This is a genomic window from Corallococcus sp. NCSPR001 (assembly GCF_017309135.1).
In the GTDB taxonomy this organism is placed as follows: domain Bacteria; phylum Myxococcota; class Myxococcia; order Myxococcales; family Myxococcaceae; genus Corallococcus.
The window spans coordinates 4,196,217-4,211,736 of sequence record NZ_JAFIMS010000002.1 but is presented as its reverse complement, the minus strand read 5'-3'; the positions used below and the strand labels follow the sequence as shown (position 1 = coordinate 4,211,736).

The following is a 15,520-nucleotide window of genomic DNA, read 5'->3' as shown; positions in this document are numbered from 1 at the left end:
GACGTGTGGGAAAGGATGGGTGCCTAGCATGACGACTCCAGGGCAGGAACATCGGGGAGTGCTTCACGGGGAGGACGTCCGGCACGGGGAGGCTCCATTCGAGGGCGGCCGGGCGCGGCTGTCGCTGCGGGTGGAGGCGAAGACGCGCACGGTGCTGGCGGCGGCGTGGGAAGCCCCCGTGAAAGCGGGGCATCCGCTGGCGGTGTGCCTGGAGTCGCTGTGTCAGAACGCGGTGGGCATGGGGGTGGACGTGTTCCTGCGCTTCGACGACTTCCACCTGCGCTCGGGGTGTCCGGAGGGGATGGAGGCGACGGAGGAGGCGGGGCTGGCGGTGCGGGTGTTCCGGCTGGCGTTCAGCCAGTTCCATCCCCGGGCCACGGGGCCCGCGTACCTGTCGAGCGGGCTGGTGCTGGCGAAGCTGCCCCGGGGCGTGCGTCCGGAGTGGGACGAGCCGGGGTTCTACTTCGCGCACTACTACCGCGAGGAGCTGTGGCCCGCGGCGGTGGAGGAGGCGCGCCGGGGCGGCGTGCTGGGGCCTCGGGCGGCGTGTGCGTACATCGATGCGCTGCTGGCGAAGGCGGATGACACGGTGGAGCTGGACTGGCCCGTGGAGCAGGGCGCGGCGACCTGGGACTGGCTGACGCGCGTGTGCCTGCCGGCGGTGACGGGGGGCGAGGCGCGGACGCGGCAACTGCTGGAGGGCGGGTACGGGGGCGCGAGCGGCACGGGGAGTTTCCCCTTCGGGCACCTGGACGGTGGCGCATGGCATCCCCCGGAGGGGCTGCCGGAGCCGGAGGACGTGGGGCACGCGGAGTTCATCCTCGGGGATCTGGAGCACCTGTTGCCGGAGCTGCCGAGGGGCGGCGTGCTGCTGGCCGCGCCCCGGTGGATGGCGGTGGGACAGACCCAGGACTCCCCTGCCCTGCGCCGCGCGGACATCTCCAGTGAGGAGGCCGGAGGCTTCGGCCTGTTCAACGCGGCGGCGCACGACGCGGGTGAAGACGATGATTGAGCGGCGCCTGCTGGGGGTGCTGGTGGCACTGCTCAGTGTGTCGTGCGCTTCGGGGCCGGCGCGGTACGCGCAGACGACCGACTCCGCGACCAGCGGCTGTCTGCGCAATCCCACCTGCTACACGCAGCCGGGGGACGAAGCGTTGCTCCCGTGGGTGGACAAGGCCGTCAGGGCCGCGGCCGGCGCGGGCGCGACGCTGAAGCTCCTGGAGGCGGCGGACGTGGCCCGCATCGAGCACCTGTTGGTGGAGTGCGCGAAGGAAGCGAACTTCATCGTCAATGAACGTGAGTACGGCGAGGGGAAATACCCGGACGACAAGGAGTGCTTGCGTGTGGTGGGCTACGACAAGCACGGCGATCCCATACGACGACAGGCCGAGCTTGGGACAATGAAGCACGACGTTGCCTTCGCATGCGTGCGGCGCGAAATCCTCCGGCTCTTCCCCAACAACGTATCGATCGAGCCAAGCTACGTGGTCCGTGCCAGCAAGGCAGGACAACCCTCTGACCTCATGAAGCCTGACATCGTCCTTCATGCCTCGGGTCGGCCGGATCAGGTCCAATGCGTCTTCGACTTCAAGTTCCCATGCCTCAAGGACCGAAAGAGCGACCCACTTTCGGTTCCAAATACAAGGGTTCAGATGAATCGGTATGTAAACCTTGATGGACAATGCAATCCCGCCATCATCACACCTCAGTTCGGGATCATTCGTGAGTAGCTACACGCTCTCTGAACACTTCGCCACGACACTCCCCAGGGTCCAGCTCGTCCTGCGCGTCGTGTTCTACCTCCCGCATGACCACGGCCCACTTGCTCCATACGCGAGACAGTCTCTGGACCTGTTTCTCAACGCCATTGGGCATGCGCCTGAGAAGCTGACCACGGGCTATGACCCGGACATCAGTGAGGCGGCCTTCCCACTCACATCTGAGTTCTGGGAGGAGGCGCGGCGCCATGTCGAGAGGTCTCGCTTTGAGCCCTTGGATGACATGGAGCAAGACTCCATCTGGTTCCGCACGCTGACCAAGCGGGGCTTCGACACGTGGATCCATCTCATCGGTGGAGAGTCGGACCCCAGTGGTTATGAATTCAGCTTCCGCTCCCGGCTTCCCTGGCGAAAACCTTCGTCCGAATACAGCGTTCTGAGCGTGAAGGTCCCCATGCAGTATCTGGAGGAGCAAGGGCCGGAGAAGGCACGTGAGCTGGCGCTGTCGCTGGCGAGGCTTCTTCCCTTCAGCACGGGCCATGCGGGACTGTCGCTCTCGTTCACCCGTGGCAGGTCGAAACTCCTTCCCCTCCTGAAGGAGCAACTGGTCCAGCATCCCGGCTGGGATGTCCCACGGGAGAGCACGTGGGGCATGGGAGAAGGAGTGGACGGCATCCACTGGCTGAACTTCCTGGGCCCGCCCCTCCTCGAAACCGTCGGCGGCATCCAGGCGCTCCGCTCGCACCTGAGCCACCCGGAGACTTCCGTCCAGGAGCTCACCGGAGGCCGTGCCGTGATTGGCCTGGGCCCCGCGCCGCTCGCGGGGAACACGAAGTGGGGTGAGACGCTGCCGGCGTATCGGGAGCTGGCCCGGTTCCTGGAGCCGTGGCTCCTGCCCTCCACTCCCTTCAACAATTTCGAGGGCTACACCCAGGAGGAGGCCCGTCTGTGGTGGCGCCGCTTCCTGGAGGCCCCTCCCGAGAAGCGCTACGACCCACGGGACGGGTAACCGCGCCGGATTTTTTCACGCATTGCCCCAGCACCCGGCGCACTGATAATCCGCAACCCGGAGTGTTTACGTCGAGCGGCGGGCCGACGGTCGTGTTCGCGCCAGCCCTCGCGGATCGGGGTTTCATCGATGCGGTCACAACGCGCTGTCTGGAGCAGGCTCCTGTTGTTCGCCGCGAGCCTGGGCCTTCTGTCCTGCGGCGGGAACGAGCGCCCGGCGGCACCCGGGGGCATCCGCGCCACGCAGGCCCGTCTCGCGACGGCCCCTGCCTGGTACGCCACCCCGTCCATGGCGACGCCGCGCGGGCAACACGCGGCCGTCCTGCTCCCCACCGGGAAGCTGCTCGTCGTCAACGGCGTCAACAGGGACGGCTTCGTGGGCACGGCGGATCTCTACGATCCCGACACCAACACCTGGAGCTCCGCGGGCCCCTCCAGCCTCACGGGCAACATCACCCTGGCCGTGCTCCTGCCCACCGGCAGGGTGCTGGTGCTGACCGACGGCTCGCAGGGGGGACGCCTCTATGATCCCATCACCAATACCTGGTCCGCCACGGGCAACATGGCCTCGACCCGCAGCCTCACCACGGCCACGCTGCTGGCCACGGGACAGGTCCTGATCGCGGGCGGCACCGGCGGTGGCGGCGTCCGGCTCACCACCGCGGAGCTCTACGACCCCGCGACCAACACCTTCACCGCCACGGGCTCCATGTCCGCGGGCCGGAACGCGCACACCGCCACGCGGCTGCGCGATGGCCGCGTGCTCGCGGTGAGCGGCTTCAGCGGCAGCGGTGAGGTGCCCGGCGCCGACCTCTACAACCCGGCCACCGGCACCTGGTCCGCCGCCGCGCCCCCGCTGGTGGCCCGGCACTACGCCACCAGCACCCTGCTCCCCGACGGCCGCGTGCTCGTCGCGGGTGGCTTCGCCGCGGGCGGCGTGACGGCCCAGTCGGAGCTCTATGACCCGGCGGCCAACACCTGGACCGCGACCGGCAGCCTCGCGTTCCCGCGCGCCGGCCACCAGGCCACGCTGCTGGCCGACGGGCGCGTCCTCGTCAGCGGCGGCGCCGTCAGCGGAGCACCCGCGCAGGCCGAGTCCGAGATCTACGATCCCGCCACCGGCACCTGGTCTCCCGGCGGCACGATGAACATCGCCCGCGAGAACCACACCGCGACGCTGCTGCCCGGCGGCAAGGTGTTCGTCACGGGCGGCTTCACCAGCGCCCCCAGCCTGACCTTCTACGCGGACACGGAGCTCTACGACCCCGCCCGCAGCCAGTGGTCCCCGGCCGGCGCCATGGGGACGCCCCGGACGGATCCCGTGGTGGCGCTGCTGCCTGGCGGCCAGGTGCTCGTCGCGGGAGGCCGGGGTGTCAGTTCCTCCGCGGCGGCGGAGGTGTATGACCGCGCGAGCAACAACTGGAGCGCCGCGCCCGCGCTCGCCGTGCCCCGCGAGCGCGCGACCGCGACCGTCCTGCGCTCCGGCCAGGTGCTGGTCGCGGGTGGACGCAACGGGGGCATCTCGACGGCATCCGCCGAACGCTTCGACTCCACCACCGGGACCTGGCTGCCCACCGCCGACCTGCTCGGCACGAGGCACCTCCACTCCGCCACGCTCCTGCCGGATGGCCGGGTGCTCGTGTCCGGCGGCCAGCGCAACGCCGCGGTGCTTGCCTCCGCGGAGCTCTACTCGCCCGACGCCAACACCTGGAGCGCGGCGGCGTCCCCCAGCATCGCGCGCGCCAGCCACGGCGCGGTGCTGCTCCATGACGGCAGGGTGCTCGTCGCTGGCGGTCATGACAACACCGGCGCGGAGACGGCCTCGGCGGAGCTGTACAACCCCGCCACGAACACCTGGGCCCCCGCGGCGAACCTCGGCGCGGCCCGGGACGAGCTGACGCTGACGCTGCTGCCCTCGGGCCAGGTGCTGGCGGTGGGCGGGATCGCGAGCCTCAACTACCTCACGTCCGCGGAGCTGTACGACCCCGCCACGAACACCTGGACGCCGGTGGGCCCGCTCGCGCAGTCGCGCATGCACCACACCGCCACGTTGCTGCCCTCCGGCAAGGTCCTGATCGCGGGCGGCCTGACCGACTTGGGCGCGTACGTCGACACCGCGGAGCTCTTCGACCCCCAGCTGCGCATCTTCACCACCGTCGCGGACCCCACCACGCGCGGAGGGCTGATCTCCACCGCCCTGCCTTCAGGCGAGGTCCTCCTCGTGGGAGGCGTGGGCCCGCCCGACGCGGAGCTGTTCAACGAGAACGGCGCCCAGCCCGCGTGGCGGCCCACCGTGACGAACCCGGTGACGCTCGTCGCCGCTTGCCCCACCGTCCTGGAGGGCCTGCTGTTCCGGGGCATCTCCGGCGGCGGCAGCGGCACCTACTCGGACTCCTCCACCGACTTCCCCCTGGTGCGCTTCCGCGCCGCGGAGGGCGGGCGGCTCTGGACGCTCCCCTCCAGCAACACCTCCGCCACGCGCGCGACGGTGACCGTCCCCGCGGACGTGCCGGTGGGCCCCTACGGGCTGACCGTCTTCTCCAACGCCATCTCCGGCGGGCGGATGGTGAACGTCGTCGCCAACCGTCCTCCGACGGCGGCGGACCAGACGGTCACCGTTCCGAAGGACACGGTCACCGCCATCGCCCTGAACGGCACGGATCCGGACCCCGGCCAGGTGTTGAGCTGGACCACGGTCACCCAGCCGCAGCACGGCACGCTCGGCACCAGCGCGCAGGGGACGCTCGAGTACACCCCCAACCCCGGCTTCGTGGGCACGGACAGCTTCACCTACCGCGTCCGTGACTGCGCCGACGACAGCAACATCGCGACCGTGACCCTCAACGTGACGGAGGACACGGTCCCCCCCACCCTCACCTGCCCCGCGGACGTCACCGTGGAGGCGACGGATCCGGACGGCGCGATCGTGACCTACGACCCCGCGGTGCTGGAGCCGGCGGGAGGGCTCCCCGTGAGCTACTCGCAGCCGTCGGGCGCGCTGTTCCCGATTGGCACCACCCCGGTCACCGCGACCTCCACCGGCCTCACCTGCACGTTCCAGGTGACGGTGCAGGACACCACCGCGCCCACCCTCACCTGCCCCGCGGACATCACGGTGGCGCCAGGCACGACGGTGACGTTCGAGCCCACGGCCACGGACGCGGTGACGGCCAATCCGGTCGTGACGTCCTCGCCCCCGTCGGGCAGCGACTTCCCCGCCGGGGCCACGCAGGTGACGGTCACCGCCACGGATGATGCGGGCAACACCGCGCAGTGCACGTTCCAGGTCCGGGTCCAGGCGCAGGTCGTGGAGATCGCTGGCGGTGGCTGCAACAGCACCGGCGCCGGCTCTTCCGCGCTGGCGCTCCTCGCCGCGCTGGCGGCCTGGGGCACGTCGCGTCGCCGTCAGAACCCGGCCCGGGGGAACTGAGACATGCGCTCCCTCTTTTCTCGAATGGACCTCTCCTTGCGTACGAAGGCTCAGAGCTGGGCGCTGGCCGCGCTGCTGGCCACCGCCGTCACCCCCGCCGCGTTCGGGCAGACCACCACGAGCCCGCTGAGGCCGCTGGACCTGGAGCGCCTGCGCTTCACGCCAGCGGCGACGGACTCGATGCTGGTGGACACCGGCCGCGTGCTCCCCGAGGGCGGCTACCGCCTGCTCCTCATGGTCAACTACGAGCGCGGCATCCTCCTGCTCCAGGGCAGTGATGGGCTGGAGCGCTCCATCCTCCACTACCGCACCGCGGGCTGGCTGGCCGGCGCGTGGTCGCCGGTGGACCGGTTGGAGTTCTCCGCGAAGCTGCCCGTCATCATCGCGCAGGGCGGCCACGGCGCGGAGCAGTTGGTGGGCGTGAGCGAGCCGGACTCGTTCGGCCTGGGCACGCCGGAGCTGGGCGTGCGCTACGAGCTCTTGCGGCGCGAGGAAGGCGCGCCGGTGTTCCTGGGCCTGGGCCTGGACATCGGGATTCCGGGCGGCACGGCGGACGCGTTCGGCCGTCAGGCGGGCTGGGCCGGGTTCCAGTTCGCGCCCCGCGTGTCGGTGAGCCGCGAGCTGGGCCCGGTGGTGCTGGGCGCCAACGCAGGCATCCGGATCCGCTCGAAGGAGGTCGAGCCGGGCCGCGATGTGGGCACGGAGCTGGAGCAGGGCGTGGTGGTGGCCACGCGAGGCAAGGGGCTGCGCGCCGAAATCGCGCTGCAGGCCGCCGAGTCGCTCGTGGAGTCGGACCTGGCGCTGGAGCTGCTCGGCGGCGTGCGGCTGCCGGTGGGCGCGGGCTTCGAGGCCTTCGCGATTGGCGGGCACGGCTTCACGGACATCCCCGGCACGCCGTCGTTCCGGTTGGGCGCAGGCATCGCGTACGCGAACGAGCCGGAGCCCGTGGACCACTGCCGCACTGGCCGCAGCCACACGCCGGAGCAGTGCCCCAACGAGGACGACGACGGCGACGGCGTGGCGAACAAGGACGACCGCTGCCCGCTGGAGGCCGGCTCCGTGGAGAACAACGGCTGCCCGGACAAGGACTCGGACGGCGACGGCGTGGTGGACCGCGAGGACCAGTGCCCGAACGAAGCTGGTCCTTCCTCCGAGCGCGGCTGCCCCGTGAAGGACACGGATGGCGACGGCGTGCCGGACAAGGACGACGCCTGCCCGAACGAGGCCGGCCCCGCGTCCGAGCGTGGCTGCCCCGCGAAGGAGCAGCCCAAGCCCGAGGAGCCCAAGCCCCAGCCCGAGGAGAAGCCCGCGGAGACGACGTCGCCGCTGGAGCACATCGTCCAGTTCCCGGTGAACCAGTCGGAGTTCCAGGAGAACGAGCAGCAGCAACTGGACGCCATCGCGGCCTACCTGAAGGCGAACCCCAAGCTGAACATCCGGATTGAAGGCCACACGGACAACAGCGGCCCGGAGGAGGCCAACCGCACGTTGAGTCAGCAGCGCGCGAACCGCGTGCGCGCGTACCTCATCCAGAAGGGCATCGCGGGCTCGCGGCTGGAGGCGAAGGGCTTCGGCCCCGACCGTCCGCGCGTGTCCAACGAGACGCCGGAAGGCCGCAGCGAGAACCGCCGCGTGGAGTTCGTCCCCGTCACGGGGAGCTGACCGCGTCGACGTGACGCCGCTTCGTGGACCCCCACGAAGCGGCGCGTGGTGGTTTCAGTGAAACGGGCGTGGAGGCCTCCTCCACGCCCGTTTTGCGTCAGGCCTCTTCGGGGTGCAGCTGCACCAGCGCGGGCAGCTCCGCCGCGCGGTCGCGCAGCCGCGACTTGGGCCGGATGGCCACCGGGACGCGGGAGGCCGCGAGCAGCTCCAGGTCGAACACGTTGTCGCCGAACGCCGCGTAGAGCGGCCGGTCTGTCCGCAGCCTCAGGCTGTTCACCTTGCCGGGGCCGTAGGGCACGGGCTCGAAGACGGACGTCAGCAGCCGTCCGCCCTCCTCCTTCGGCGTGCACGCCACCACGAAGTCGGACGGGATGCCCACCTCGCGCACGGCGGCCTCCACCACCGCGCGCGGCGACGCGCTGACCACGTAGCAGTCCACGCCCTGCCCCCGCGCCCACTCCACCACGCGGCGGGCCTCCGGATGGACGCGGCCAGCCACGCCCCGCCGCGCCACCACATCATGGGCGAAGCCGCGCACCTCCTCCGCGTGCCAGCCGGCGAAGACCCACGCCATCATCTCGTAGGTGTCCTTCTCCGGCAGGCGCCCGGCCTCGAACGCCTTGAACAGCGCGTGCGCCAGCGTCACCGCGTCCGGATGCGACTCCACGCCATGGCGGGCCCCCAGCCGCTCCAGCGCCGCGCGGGCCTCGGGGCGTACGCCGCCGTGCTCCAGCAGGGCCATGAACAGGTCATCCCCCACGTCCCCGCTCCACAGCGTGCCGTCCCCGTCGAAGGCCAGCACGCCATCCGGCGTCCGCTCCACCTCGCGACGGATGCGCTCCAGCGTCTCCTCGACCCGCTCAGTCCTCATGGCCGGCATCCTCGCTGGCCGCACTGTCCGGTGTCACCCGTGTCCACGAGACCGGGACGCGGGCTGTTCACCATCCCTGCATTGGATGAGTACCCTCCCGGGCATGGCACGAACGGAGAAAGAGAAGATGCTCGCGGGCGAGCTGTACAGCGCCGTCGACCCGCGGCTGGTGGCCGAGCGGGCCCGCGCCCGCAAGCTCCTGCGCTCCTACAACCAGTCCACCGAGGAAGAGCTGCCGCTGCGTGAGAGCCTGCTCACCGAGTTGCTGGGCAGGGTGGGCGCCGGGACGTGGATCGAACCGCCGTTCTTCTGCGACTACGGCGAGCACATCCGGCTGGGCGAGCGCGTCTTCATGAACTTCCAGTGCGTCATCCTGGACTGCAACACGGTGACGATTGGCGACGACGTGTCCTTCGGCCCGAACGTGCAGGTGTACGCGGCCACGCATCCCCTGGATCCGGATGAGCGCATCAAGGGCCCGGAGCTGGGCCGCGCCATCACCATCGGTTCGAAGGTGTGGATTGGTGGCGGCTCCATCATCTGCCCGGGCGTCACCATCGGCGAAGGCACGACCATCGGCGCGGGCAGCGTGGTGACGCGGGACATCCCTCCGTATGTCTTCGCCGCCGGCAATCCCTGTCGCGTCATCCGGAGCCTCCGGTAGTCCTCTGTCATTGCGGCCCGGAATCGAGCAAGACTCGGGGCCATGAGCCCGATATCGCTTCTGCTGGCGAAGAAGACGGCCCTGATCTGGGAGCGCCCCGAGCCTGCCCATCCGCCCGGGGCGATCTCGCTGCGGCGGGAGGCCATCGCACGGGCAGCCATGAGCCTTGCTGACAAGAAAGGGCTCGGCGCCGTCTCCCTTCGTACCGTGGCGGCCGCGCTGAAGGTGGACCCGAAGCGGCTTCGCGAGCACGTGTTCTCGAAGGACGAGGTGCACGAGCTCATGTCCGACGCGTTCTACCGGGAGCTGGTCGCGGACAGCCTGTTCGCCGGCGACTGGCGCCAGATCATGCGCGAAGTCGCCCACCAGTTCCGGCGGGCCGTGCACAAGCACCTGTGGTTCACCGACCTGACGGGCGCCCGAATCGCCATGGTTCCCCACGCGATCGTGTACACAGAGAGAGCGCTGGCCGCGTTGGTGGATGAACCCGGGTTCGAGGACATCGGCATCGCCATGCGGACCCTGCAGCACGTCAGTGCCTACGCCGTGGGCGCCGTCCACGGCGAATCCGATGAGCTTCGCTACGAGCGCCGCTTCGGCAAGGCATGGATGGAGTTGCTGTTCACCATGGGGCCCTACTACCGGCGGATGCTCGAATCCGGCCGGTTCCCGCGGACCGTCCAGGTGGCCGAGGCCTCCACGGACACGCCCCTGGACACGGTGTTCGACCAGGGACTGGAGTTCATGCTCGACGGGATTTCCGCGAAGCACTCTCACTGAGGCGGGGACTTCAGCCCACGGCCTGATGGGTCTCGGTGACGCCCTTGTACCCGTAGAGGCCGCTGTCATACGGGGTGATGGCGTCGTCGGCCTTCTTGGTGCAGGCCGCGGCGGTCGGGTCGAAGGCCTGGAACTGGCCCTTGTCGTCCTTGAACTCCACCCACGCATGGAGGCCCCGGTCCGTATTGCCGAAGACGACCTGCGCGTCCACGCCGGCCTGCTCGAAGCGCTGTTCGGCCTCGATGGCCATGTCCACGCAGACGCCGGACTTGGACGCGTCGAAGTTGCCGGCGTTCTTCATGGCGGCATCCCACGACTTGCCGCCCGTGTAGTCGTAATTCCAGGACGTGGCCTCCTTCGCGATGTCCTGGGCCACCGCCTCCGCGCTCTTGCCGGAGGACGGGCCCTTCGCGCCCTGCGCCTGGGTGGGAGCCGGGGCCGGAGCGGGCTGGGGCTTCTGGGCCTGGGCCTTGGCCGGCTCGAAGCTGTCGCGGTTCCTGTTCTGCTGGAAGCGCTGGGAGCCATCGGTGGTGGGCTTCGGGCCCTGGGCCTTCACGGCCTCGCCCTTCAGCAGGGACTCCTTCGTCAGGCCCAGGTCCTTCAGCAGCTTGGCGAACTCCTGGGGCTGCTTCGCGGAGTCCACCGTCTTCACGTGCGAGCCATCCGGGTTGACGACCTTCACCACGACATTCCGCGGGGCCTGAGCGGCATCGGTCGGGAGCTTCGCGCACGGGCTGGAGGACGGACGCAGGGAGGAGATCGCCATGGGACAGGGCCTCGAAGAACAGCGGGGATGCCTGTCCCATGAGCACGGCGCGTGCCAGGGCCCGGGGCGCCCAGGGCGAACGCCAAACCCCTGTCTTTCCAGCCTGTCCTCCTCAGCGCGGGCCCGCGCCCCTGATGACAGCCGTGCGCGGGGTGATGTCCGGCGTCATCACCCCGCCGGCTCGGCGGCGCCCTCGGGCTCTGGCTCCTCCGGCCCCTCCACGGTGCGCTCCAACGTGCGAGCGAGCGCGGCCCGGGCCTCCTCCGCCTCCTCGAAGGGCTCATCACTCCCGGCCCGCGCCGGAGGAGGCACCGTCGCGTCCAGTTCCTCCGGATGCAGGCGGAACCACTTCGCGACGAGCATCACCTCCTGGGCCTCCTGCGCGCGGAGGCCAATCGCCTCCGGCTCCGGCACGTCGAAGATGGCCCGCACGCGCGCGTCCAGCGCCGCCTGCTCGTCCGGCGTCCGGGGCGTGGGCACCTCCGCGCGGATCCGTCCCCGCCTGAGCACGTACGTGCGGTCCTCCCCGCCGTGCCCGCGCGCCGTGTAGATCAACGACAGCCGCCGCAGCGTGCGCCCCAGCTCGACGATCCACGCCTGCACGTTCTCCAGCCGCTCCGCGCGGTCGCGCAGCTCCGCCGCGTATTCGAACTGGAGCCGCCGCGCCGCCATCGCCATGCGCTCGCGGAGGATGACGAGCGGCCGGTCCGACTCGCCGTTGAGGAACGCCCGGGCCAGCGCGACCTGTGCCAGGTACTCCGCCGTCGTGCACCCGCTCGCGCACGGCGACAGACAGCGCGCCGTCTGCCCGCGCATGCACCGCGGGTCATCCTTCAGGGGGAAGAGCTGGATCTGATCCGCCAGCCGCATGGGCGTCTCGGACGGGCAGTCGCGCAGCTCCAGCAAATCATTCACCGCGCGCACCACGTCCGCCATGGTGTGCCGGCCATGGAAGGGCCCGAAGTACTCCGCGCTCCCGCCGCCGCCGGGCTGCCTCACCACGCGCAGCCGGGGCACGGCCTCGCGCGTGAGCTGGAGGAAGCAGTGCGCGCGGTCGCGCTTGTGCTCCACGTTGTAGAGGGGCCGGTGGCTCTTGATGAGGCGGAACTCATGCAGCAGCGCCGCGAACTCGCTGGCCGTGTACTCCCACTCCACCTGGTGCGCCTGGGCGACGATCTCCCAGGCCTTCTCGCCCTCGTCCGCGCGGAAGTACGACAACAGCCGCGTGCGCACCCGCACGGACTTGCCCACGTAGAGCAGCTCTCCAGCGGGGCCGAAGAACCGGTACACGCCGGGCCGGTTCTCCGCGCTCGCGCGGACGTGACTCAGGAGGGTGGCGACGCGCGGGTCCATGCGGTGAAGGGGCCCGAAACCGGGGCACCGCAGGCTAACCCGCCACGTCCCTGCGCACCGCCGTCCGCGCACGGCCCGTCACAACCCGGCCGGAGAGCGGCCAGCGGGCCACGCGCCCGGACTTCAGCCCACGTCCTTCAGCGTCGCGGCGCTGGCCGCGGCCTCGTCCTTCAGGTCCTTGGGCGTGGCGATGGCGGACTTCAACTCGCGGTACGTCTGCGCATAGCCGTTGCGCAGGATGCCCTCGCGCACGCGCTCCATGAGCTTCTGGTAGTGCCGCACGTTGTGCACGGACAGGAAGCGCGAGCCCAGGTGGTGCTTGCCGCGCATCAGGTGCTGCAGGTAGCCGCGCGTGTACTTCTTGCACACGTAGCAGTCGCACTCGGGGTCGAGCGGCCCGTCATCCAACTGGTACACGGTGCGGGTGATGCGCACCAGGCCCTGGAACGTGTACGCGTAACCCTGCTGCGCCATCTTGGTGGGGATGATGCAGTCGAACATGTCCACGCCGCGCAGCACCGCCTCCAGCAGGTCCGTGGGGGTGCCCACGCCCATCAGGTAGCGAGGCTTGTCCTGCGGCAGGGACGCGGTGGCGCGCTCGGTCATCGTGTCGCGCTCCACCTTCGTCTCGCCCACGGCCAGTCCGCCGATGGCGAACCCGTCGAAGGGCAGCTTCGTGAGGAACGCGGCGCTCTCGTCGCGCAGGGCCGGGTGGACGCCGCCCTGGACGATGCCGAACAGCGCCTGGCCCGTGTTCTTCGACTCCTTCGCGGCGAGGCTGCGCACGGCCCAGCGGTGGGTGCGCTCCATGGCCTCGCGGGTGCCGGCCTCGTCCGTGCGCGAGTCGATGCACACGTCCAGCACCATCATGATCTCCGAGTTGATCGCCTGCTGCATGGCGATGCTGGACTCGGGGCTGAGGAGCCGGCGGCTGTTGTCGTAGAAGCTGCGGAAGTGCGCGCCCTTCTCCGTGATGAGCCGGTCCTCCGGCAGAGAGAAGATCTGAAACCCGCCCGAGTCCGTGAGCACGGCGCCGTCCCAGCCCATGAAGGGGTGGATGCCGCCGAAGCGCTCGAACACCTCCGGGCCGGGCCGGAGCATCAGGTGGTAGGTGTTGGCGAGGAGGACCTTGGCCCCCGTCTCCTTCACCTCCTCCATGGCGATATGGCGGAAGCCGGCGTGGGTGGCCACCGGCATGAACATCGGCGTGGGGAAGGACCCCTTGCGGGTGTGGAGGATGCCCGTGCGGGCGCCGGTGGGGTCGGTGTTCAGGAGTTCGAAGCGGACGGCCATTGGACGGGCCTTATACCCAGCCCGCCCGTCCGGGGGCACCCGCTTCCTGGGGGACGCCCGCCTGGTCTCCTGGGGACCGCCCCTTTCGGGACGCCGGTTTCCCTACCTGCACCTGGGGGCGGGGGGTGGGAAGGCGGCATTTCCGGGGCGGCCCGGCGGTTACATTGGGTCCTTCCGTTACCGATTCACCGCGCGTCTTGGGTCGCCGCGCCATTTCCGTTACAAGCCGCCGCCATGTTCAACGTCATCAACGTCTCCAAGGCCTATGGGCCCAAGAAGCTGTTCGAGGAGGTCAACGTCGCCTTCTCGCCGGGCCGCCGCTACGGCCTGACCGGCCCGAACGGGGCCGGCAAGTCCACGTTCATGAAGATCCTCGCGGGAGACGAGGAGCAGGACACGGGCGAGATCATCCGCCCGCGCAAGCTGGGCATCCTGCGCCAGGACCACTTCCGCTACGAGAACGACCGCGTCATCGACGTGGTGTTGATGGGCAACCGCCACCTGTGGGCGGCGATGGACGAGAAGAACAAGCTGCTCGCCAAGTCGGACATCACCGAGGAGGACGGCAACCGGCTGGGTGAGCTGGAAGGCGTCATCGCGGAAGAGGACGGCTATTCGGCGGAGAGCGACGCGGCCACGCTGCTGGCCGGTCTGGGCATCGAGGAGTCCTTCCACGAAGAGCCCATGCGCCAGCTGACGGGCGGCCTGAAGCTGCGCGTGCTGCTCGCGCAGGCGCTGTTCGGCAAGCCGGACGGGCTGCTGCTCGACGAGCCCACGAACAACCTGGATATCGACTCCATCCGCTGGCTGGAGAACTTCCTCCACGTGTACGAGGGCGTGCTGATCACCATCAGCCACGACCGGCACTTCCTGAACAGCATCTGCACGCACATCGCGGACATCGATTACGAGACCATCATCCAGTACACGGGTGGTTACGACGACATGGTCCGGCAGAAGTCGCAGCTGCGCACCCGGGTCGAGTCCGAGACGGCGGAGAAGAAGAAGAAGATCGCCCAGCTGCAGGACTTCGTGGCGCGCTTCCACGCCGGTACGCGCGCGTCGCAGGTGCAGAGCCGCATCAAGCAGATCGACAAGCTGAAGACGGAGGACCTGAAGCGCTCGAACATCGCGCGGCCGTTCATCCGGTTCGACCAGAAGGTGGTCAGCGGGCGGCAGACGCTGATGTTCGAGGGGCTGAAGAAGTCCTTCGACGGGCAGCAGGTCATCAAGCCGTTCACGGGCCTGGTGTGCAAGGGCGAGCGCATCTGCGTGATTGGCCGCAACGCGGTGGGTAAGTCCACGCTGGTGAAGATGCTGGCCAACCAGTTGGAGCCGGACGCGGGGACCATCACCTGGGGCCACCAGGCGACGGTGGGTTACCTGCCGCAGGACCACCACGGCGTCATCCACAAGGGCACGACGTGCTTCGGCTACCTCCGGGAGATCAGCGAGAAGCTGACGAACGAGGAGATTTCCGGCGTGTTGGGCCGGATGCTCTTCTCGGGTGAGGAGCGGATGAAGGCGACGGACACGCTCTCCGGTGGTGAGACGGTGCGCGTGCTGTTGTCCAAGCTGATGATCATGCAGGACAACGTGCTGATCCTGGACGAGCCGACGAACCACCTGGACCTGGAGTCCATCGCGGCGCTGGCGGAAGGCCTGTCCAAGTTCGAAGGCACGGTCATCTGCGTGACCCACGACCAGGAGCTCATCTCCGAGGTCGCGACCCGCATCTGGAGCCTGGAGGCGGGCAAGGAAGTGCTCGACTTCAACGGCCCCTACTCCGAGTTCATGGAGAAGCACGCGGACGCGGCGCTCAAGCGCCGGTAGTCCTTCGCTACTTCAGGCAGTGCCCACGCCGCCCGTTTCCGGTCCTCCGGAAGCGAGGCGGCGTTTTCGTGCAGGTGTCAATCACCCTCACGGGGGATGCAATCGCAGCGAGGAGTGCGCCAGAACCTGGGGTGCCAGGTCG

General features: G+C 69.7%; 12 protein-coding genes. 8 read left to right on the top strand and 4 right to left on the bottom strand.

Going from position 1 to position 15,520, the window contains the following annotated elements; all coding sequences use genetic code 11:
• Positions 1 to 58 precede the first annotated feature (58 nt).
• The 5 genes from JYJ93_RS19145 (at position 59) to JYJ93_RS40125 (ending at position 7,818) form a co-directional block, all read left to right on the top strand.
• Positions 59 to 1,012 carry a hypothetical protein gene (locus JYJ93_RS19145; RefSeq protein ID WP_206793324.1) on the top strand — a complete coding sequence of 318 codons (954 nt, stop codon included), beginning with the start codon at positions 59 to 61 and terminating at the stop codon, positions 1,010 to 1,012.
• A complete protein-coding gene (locus tag JYJ93_RS19140; RefSeq protein ID WP_206793322.1) occupies positions 996 to 1,730 on the top strand; it encodes a hypothetical protein in 735 nt (244 codons plus the stop codon). The genes JYJ93_RS19145 and JYJ93_RS19140 overlap by 17 nt, the downstream gene beginning before the upstream one ends.
• Complete coding sequence (locus JYJ93_RS19135) at positions 1,675 to 2,727, top strand: type VI immunity family protein (protein WP_347402698.1); 1,053 nt, start codon at positions 1,675 to 1,677, stop codon at positions 2,725 to 2,727. Before JYJ93_RS19140 ends, JYJ93_RS19135 begins: the two co-directional genes overlap by 56 nt.
• Positions 2,728 to 2,892: 165 nt before the next feature.
• Complete coding sequence (locus JYJ93_RS40130; protein ID WP_242543859.1) at positions 2,893 to 6,156, top strand: kelch repeat-containing protein; 3,264 nt, start codon at positions 2,893 to 2,895, stop codon at positions 6,154 to 6,156.
• A 36-nt stretch (positions 6,157 to 6,192) separates the two neighbouring features.
• A complete protein-coding gene (locus JYJ93_RS40125) occupies positions 6,193 to 7,818 on the top strand; it encodes an OmpA family protein (protein WP_242543858.1) in 1,626 nt (541 codons plus the stop codon).
• A gap of 97 nt (positions 7,819 to 7,915) precedes the next feature.
• On the opposite strand, the gene JYJ93_RS19125 is transcribed toward JYJ93_RS40125, so the two are convergent.
• Positions 7,916 to 8,689 (bottom strand): haloacid dehalogenase-like hydrolase, encoded by a 774-nt coding sequence (locus JYJ93_RS19125; RefSeq protein WP_206793319.1) that lies wholly within the window; start codon positions 8,687 to 8,689, stop codon positions 7,916 to 7,918.
• 103 nt (positions 8,690 to 8,792) lie between these two features.
• Here JYJ93_RS19125 and JYJ93_RS19120 point away from each other — a divergent pair, with 103 nt between their 5' ends.
• Together JYJ93_RS19120 and JYJ93_RS19115 are read left to right on the top strand one after the other, a co-directional pair.
• Positions 8,793 to 9,353: a sugar O-acetyltransferase gene (locus tag JYJ93_RS19120; protein WP_206793317.1), complete on the top strand. Its 561-nt coding sequence runs from the start codon at positions 8,793 to 8,795 to the stop codon at positions 9,351 to 9,353.
• A gap of 42 nt (positions 9,354 to 9,395) precedes the next feature.
• Positions 9,396 to 10,133: a TetR/AcrR family transcriptional regulator C-terminal domain-containing protein gene (locus JYJ93_RS19115; RefSeq protein WP_206793315.1), complete on the top strand. Its 738-nt coding sequence runs from the start codon at positions 9,396 to 9,398 to the stop codon at positions 10,131 to 10,133.
• 10 nt (positions 10,134 to 10,143) lie between these two features.
• Here the strand turns inward: JYJ93_RS19115 and JYJ93_RS19110 are convergent, their stop codons facing one another.
• The 3 genes from JYJ93_RS19110 to tgt all read right to left on the bottom strand — a co-directional run bounded on the left by JYJ93_RS19110 (position 10,144) and on the right by tgt (position 13,545).
• Positions 10,144 to 10,899 carry a transglutaminase domain-containing protein gene (locus tag JYJ93_RS19110; protein WP_206793313.1) on the bottom strand — a complete coding sequence of 252 codons (756 nt, stop codon included), beginning with the start codon at positions 10,897 to 10,899 and terminating at the stop codon, positions 10,144 to 10,146.
• Positions 10,900 to 11,067: 168 nt separating this feature from the next.
• Positions 11,068 to 12,252 (bottom strand): nuclease, encoded by a 1,185-nt coding sequence (locus JYJ93_RS19105; protein ID WP_206793311.1) that lies wholly within the window; start codon positions 12,250 to 12,252, stop codon positions 11,068 to 11,070.
• A gap of 123 nt (positions 12,253 to 12,375) precedes the next feature.
• The gene (gene tgt, locus JYJ93_RS19100) at positions 12,376 to 13,545 is read right to left on the bottom strand and encodes a tRNA guanosine(34) transglycosylase Tgt (protein ID WP_206793309.1); all 1,170 of its coding nucleotides are present in this window, start codon (positions 13,543 to 13,545) and stop codon (positions 12,376 to 12,378) included.
• Between the two features lie 234 nt (positions 13,546 to 13,779).
• On the opposite strand from tgt, the gene JYJ93_RS19095 reads away from it, so the two are divergent.
• A complete protein-coding gene (locus tag JYJ93_RS19095; RefSeq protein ID WP_206793307.1) occupies positions 13,780 to 15,378 on the top strand; it encodes an ATP-binding cassette domain-containing protein in 1,599 nt (532 codons plus the stop codon).
• Positions 15,379 to 15,520: the final 142 nt, after the last annotated feature.

Bases quoted from the DNA above. Each gene is read 5' to 3' on its own strand.
- JYJ93_RS19135 (WP_347402698.1), top strand. From the start codon at position 1,675: ATGGACAATGCAATCCCGCCATCATCACACCTCAGTTCGGGATCATTC.
- JYJ93_RS19125 (WP_206793319.1), bottom strand. From the start codon at position 8,689: ATGAGGACTGAGCGGGTCGAGGAGACGCTGGAGCGCATCCGTCGCGAG.
- JYJ93_RS19120 (WP_206793317.1), top strand. From the start codon at position 8,793: ATGGCACGAACGGAGAAAGAGAAGATGCTCGCGGGCGAGCTGTACAGC.
- JYJ93_RS19115 (WP_206793315.1), top strand. From the start codon at position 9,396: ATGAGCCCGATATCGCTTCTGCTGGCGAAGAAGACGGCCCTGATCTGG.
- JYJ93_RS19110 (WP_206793313.1), bottom strand. From the start codon at position 10,899: ATGGCGATCTCCTCCCTGCGTCCGTCCTCCAGCCCGTGCGCGAAGCTC.
- JYJ93_RS19105 (WP_206793311.1), bottom strand. From the start codon at position 12,252: ATGGACCCGCGCGTCGCCACCCTCCTGAGTCACGTCCGCGCGAGCGCG.
- tgt (WP_206793309.1), bottom strand. From the start codon at position 13,545: ATGGCCGTCCGCTTCGAACTCCTGAACACCGACCCCACCGGCGCCCGC.
- JYJ93_RS19095 (WP_206793307.1), top strand. From the start codon at position 13,780: ATGTTCAACGTCATCAACGTCTCCAAGGCCTATGGGCCCAAGAAGCTG.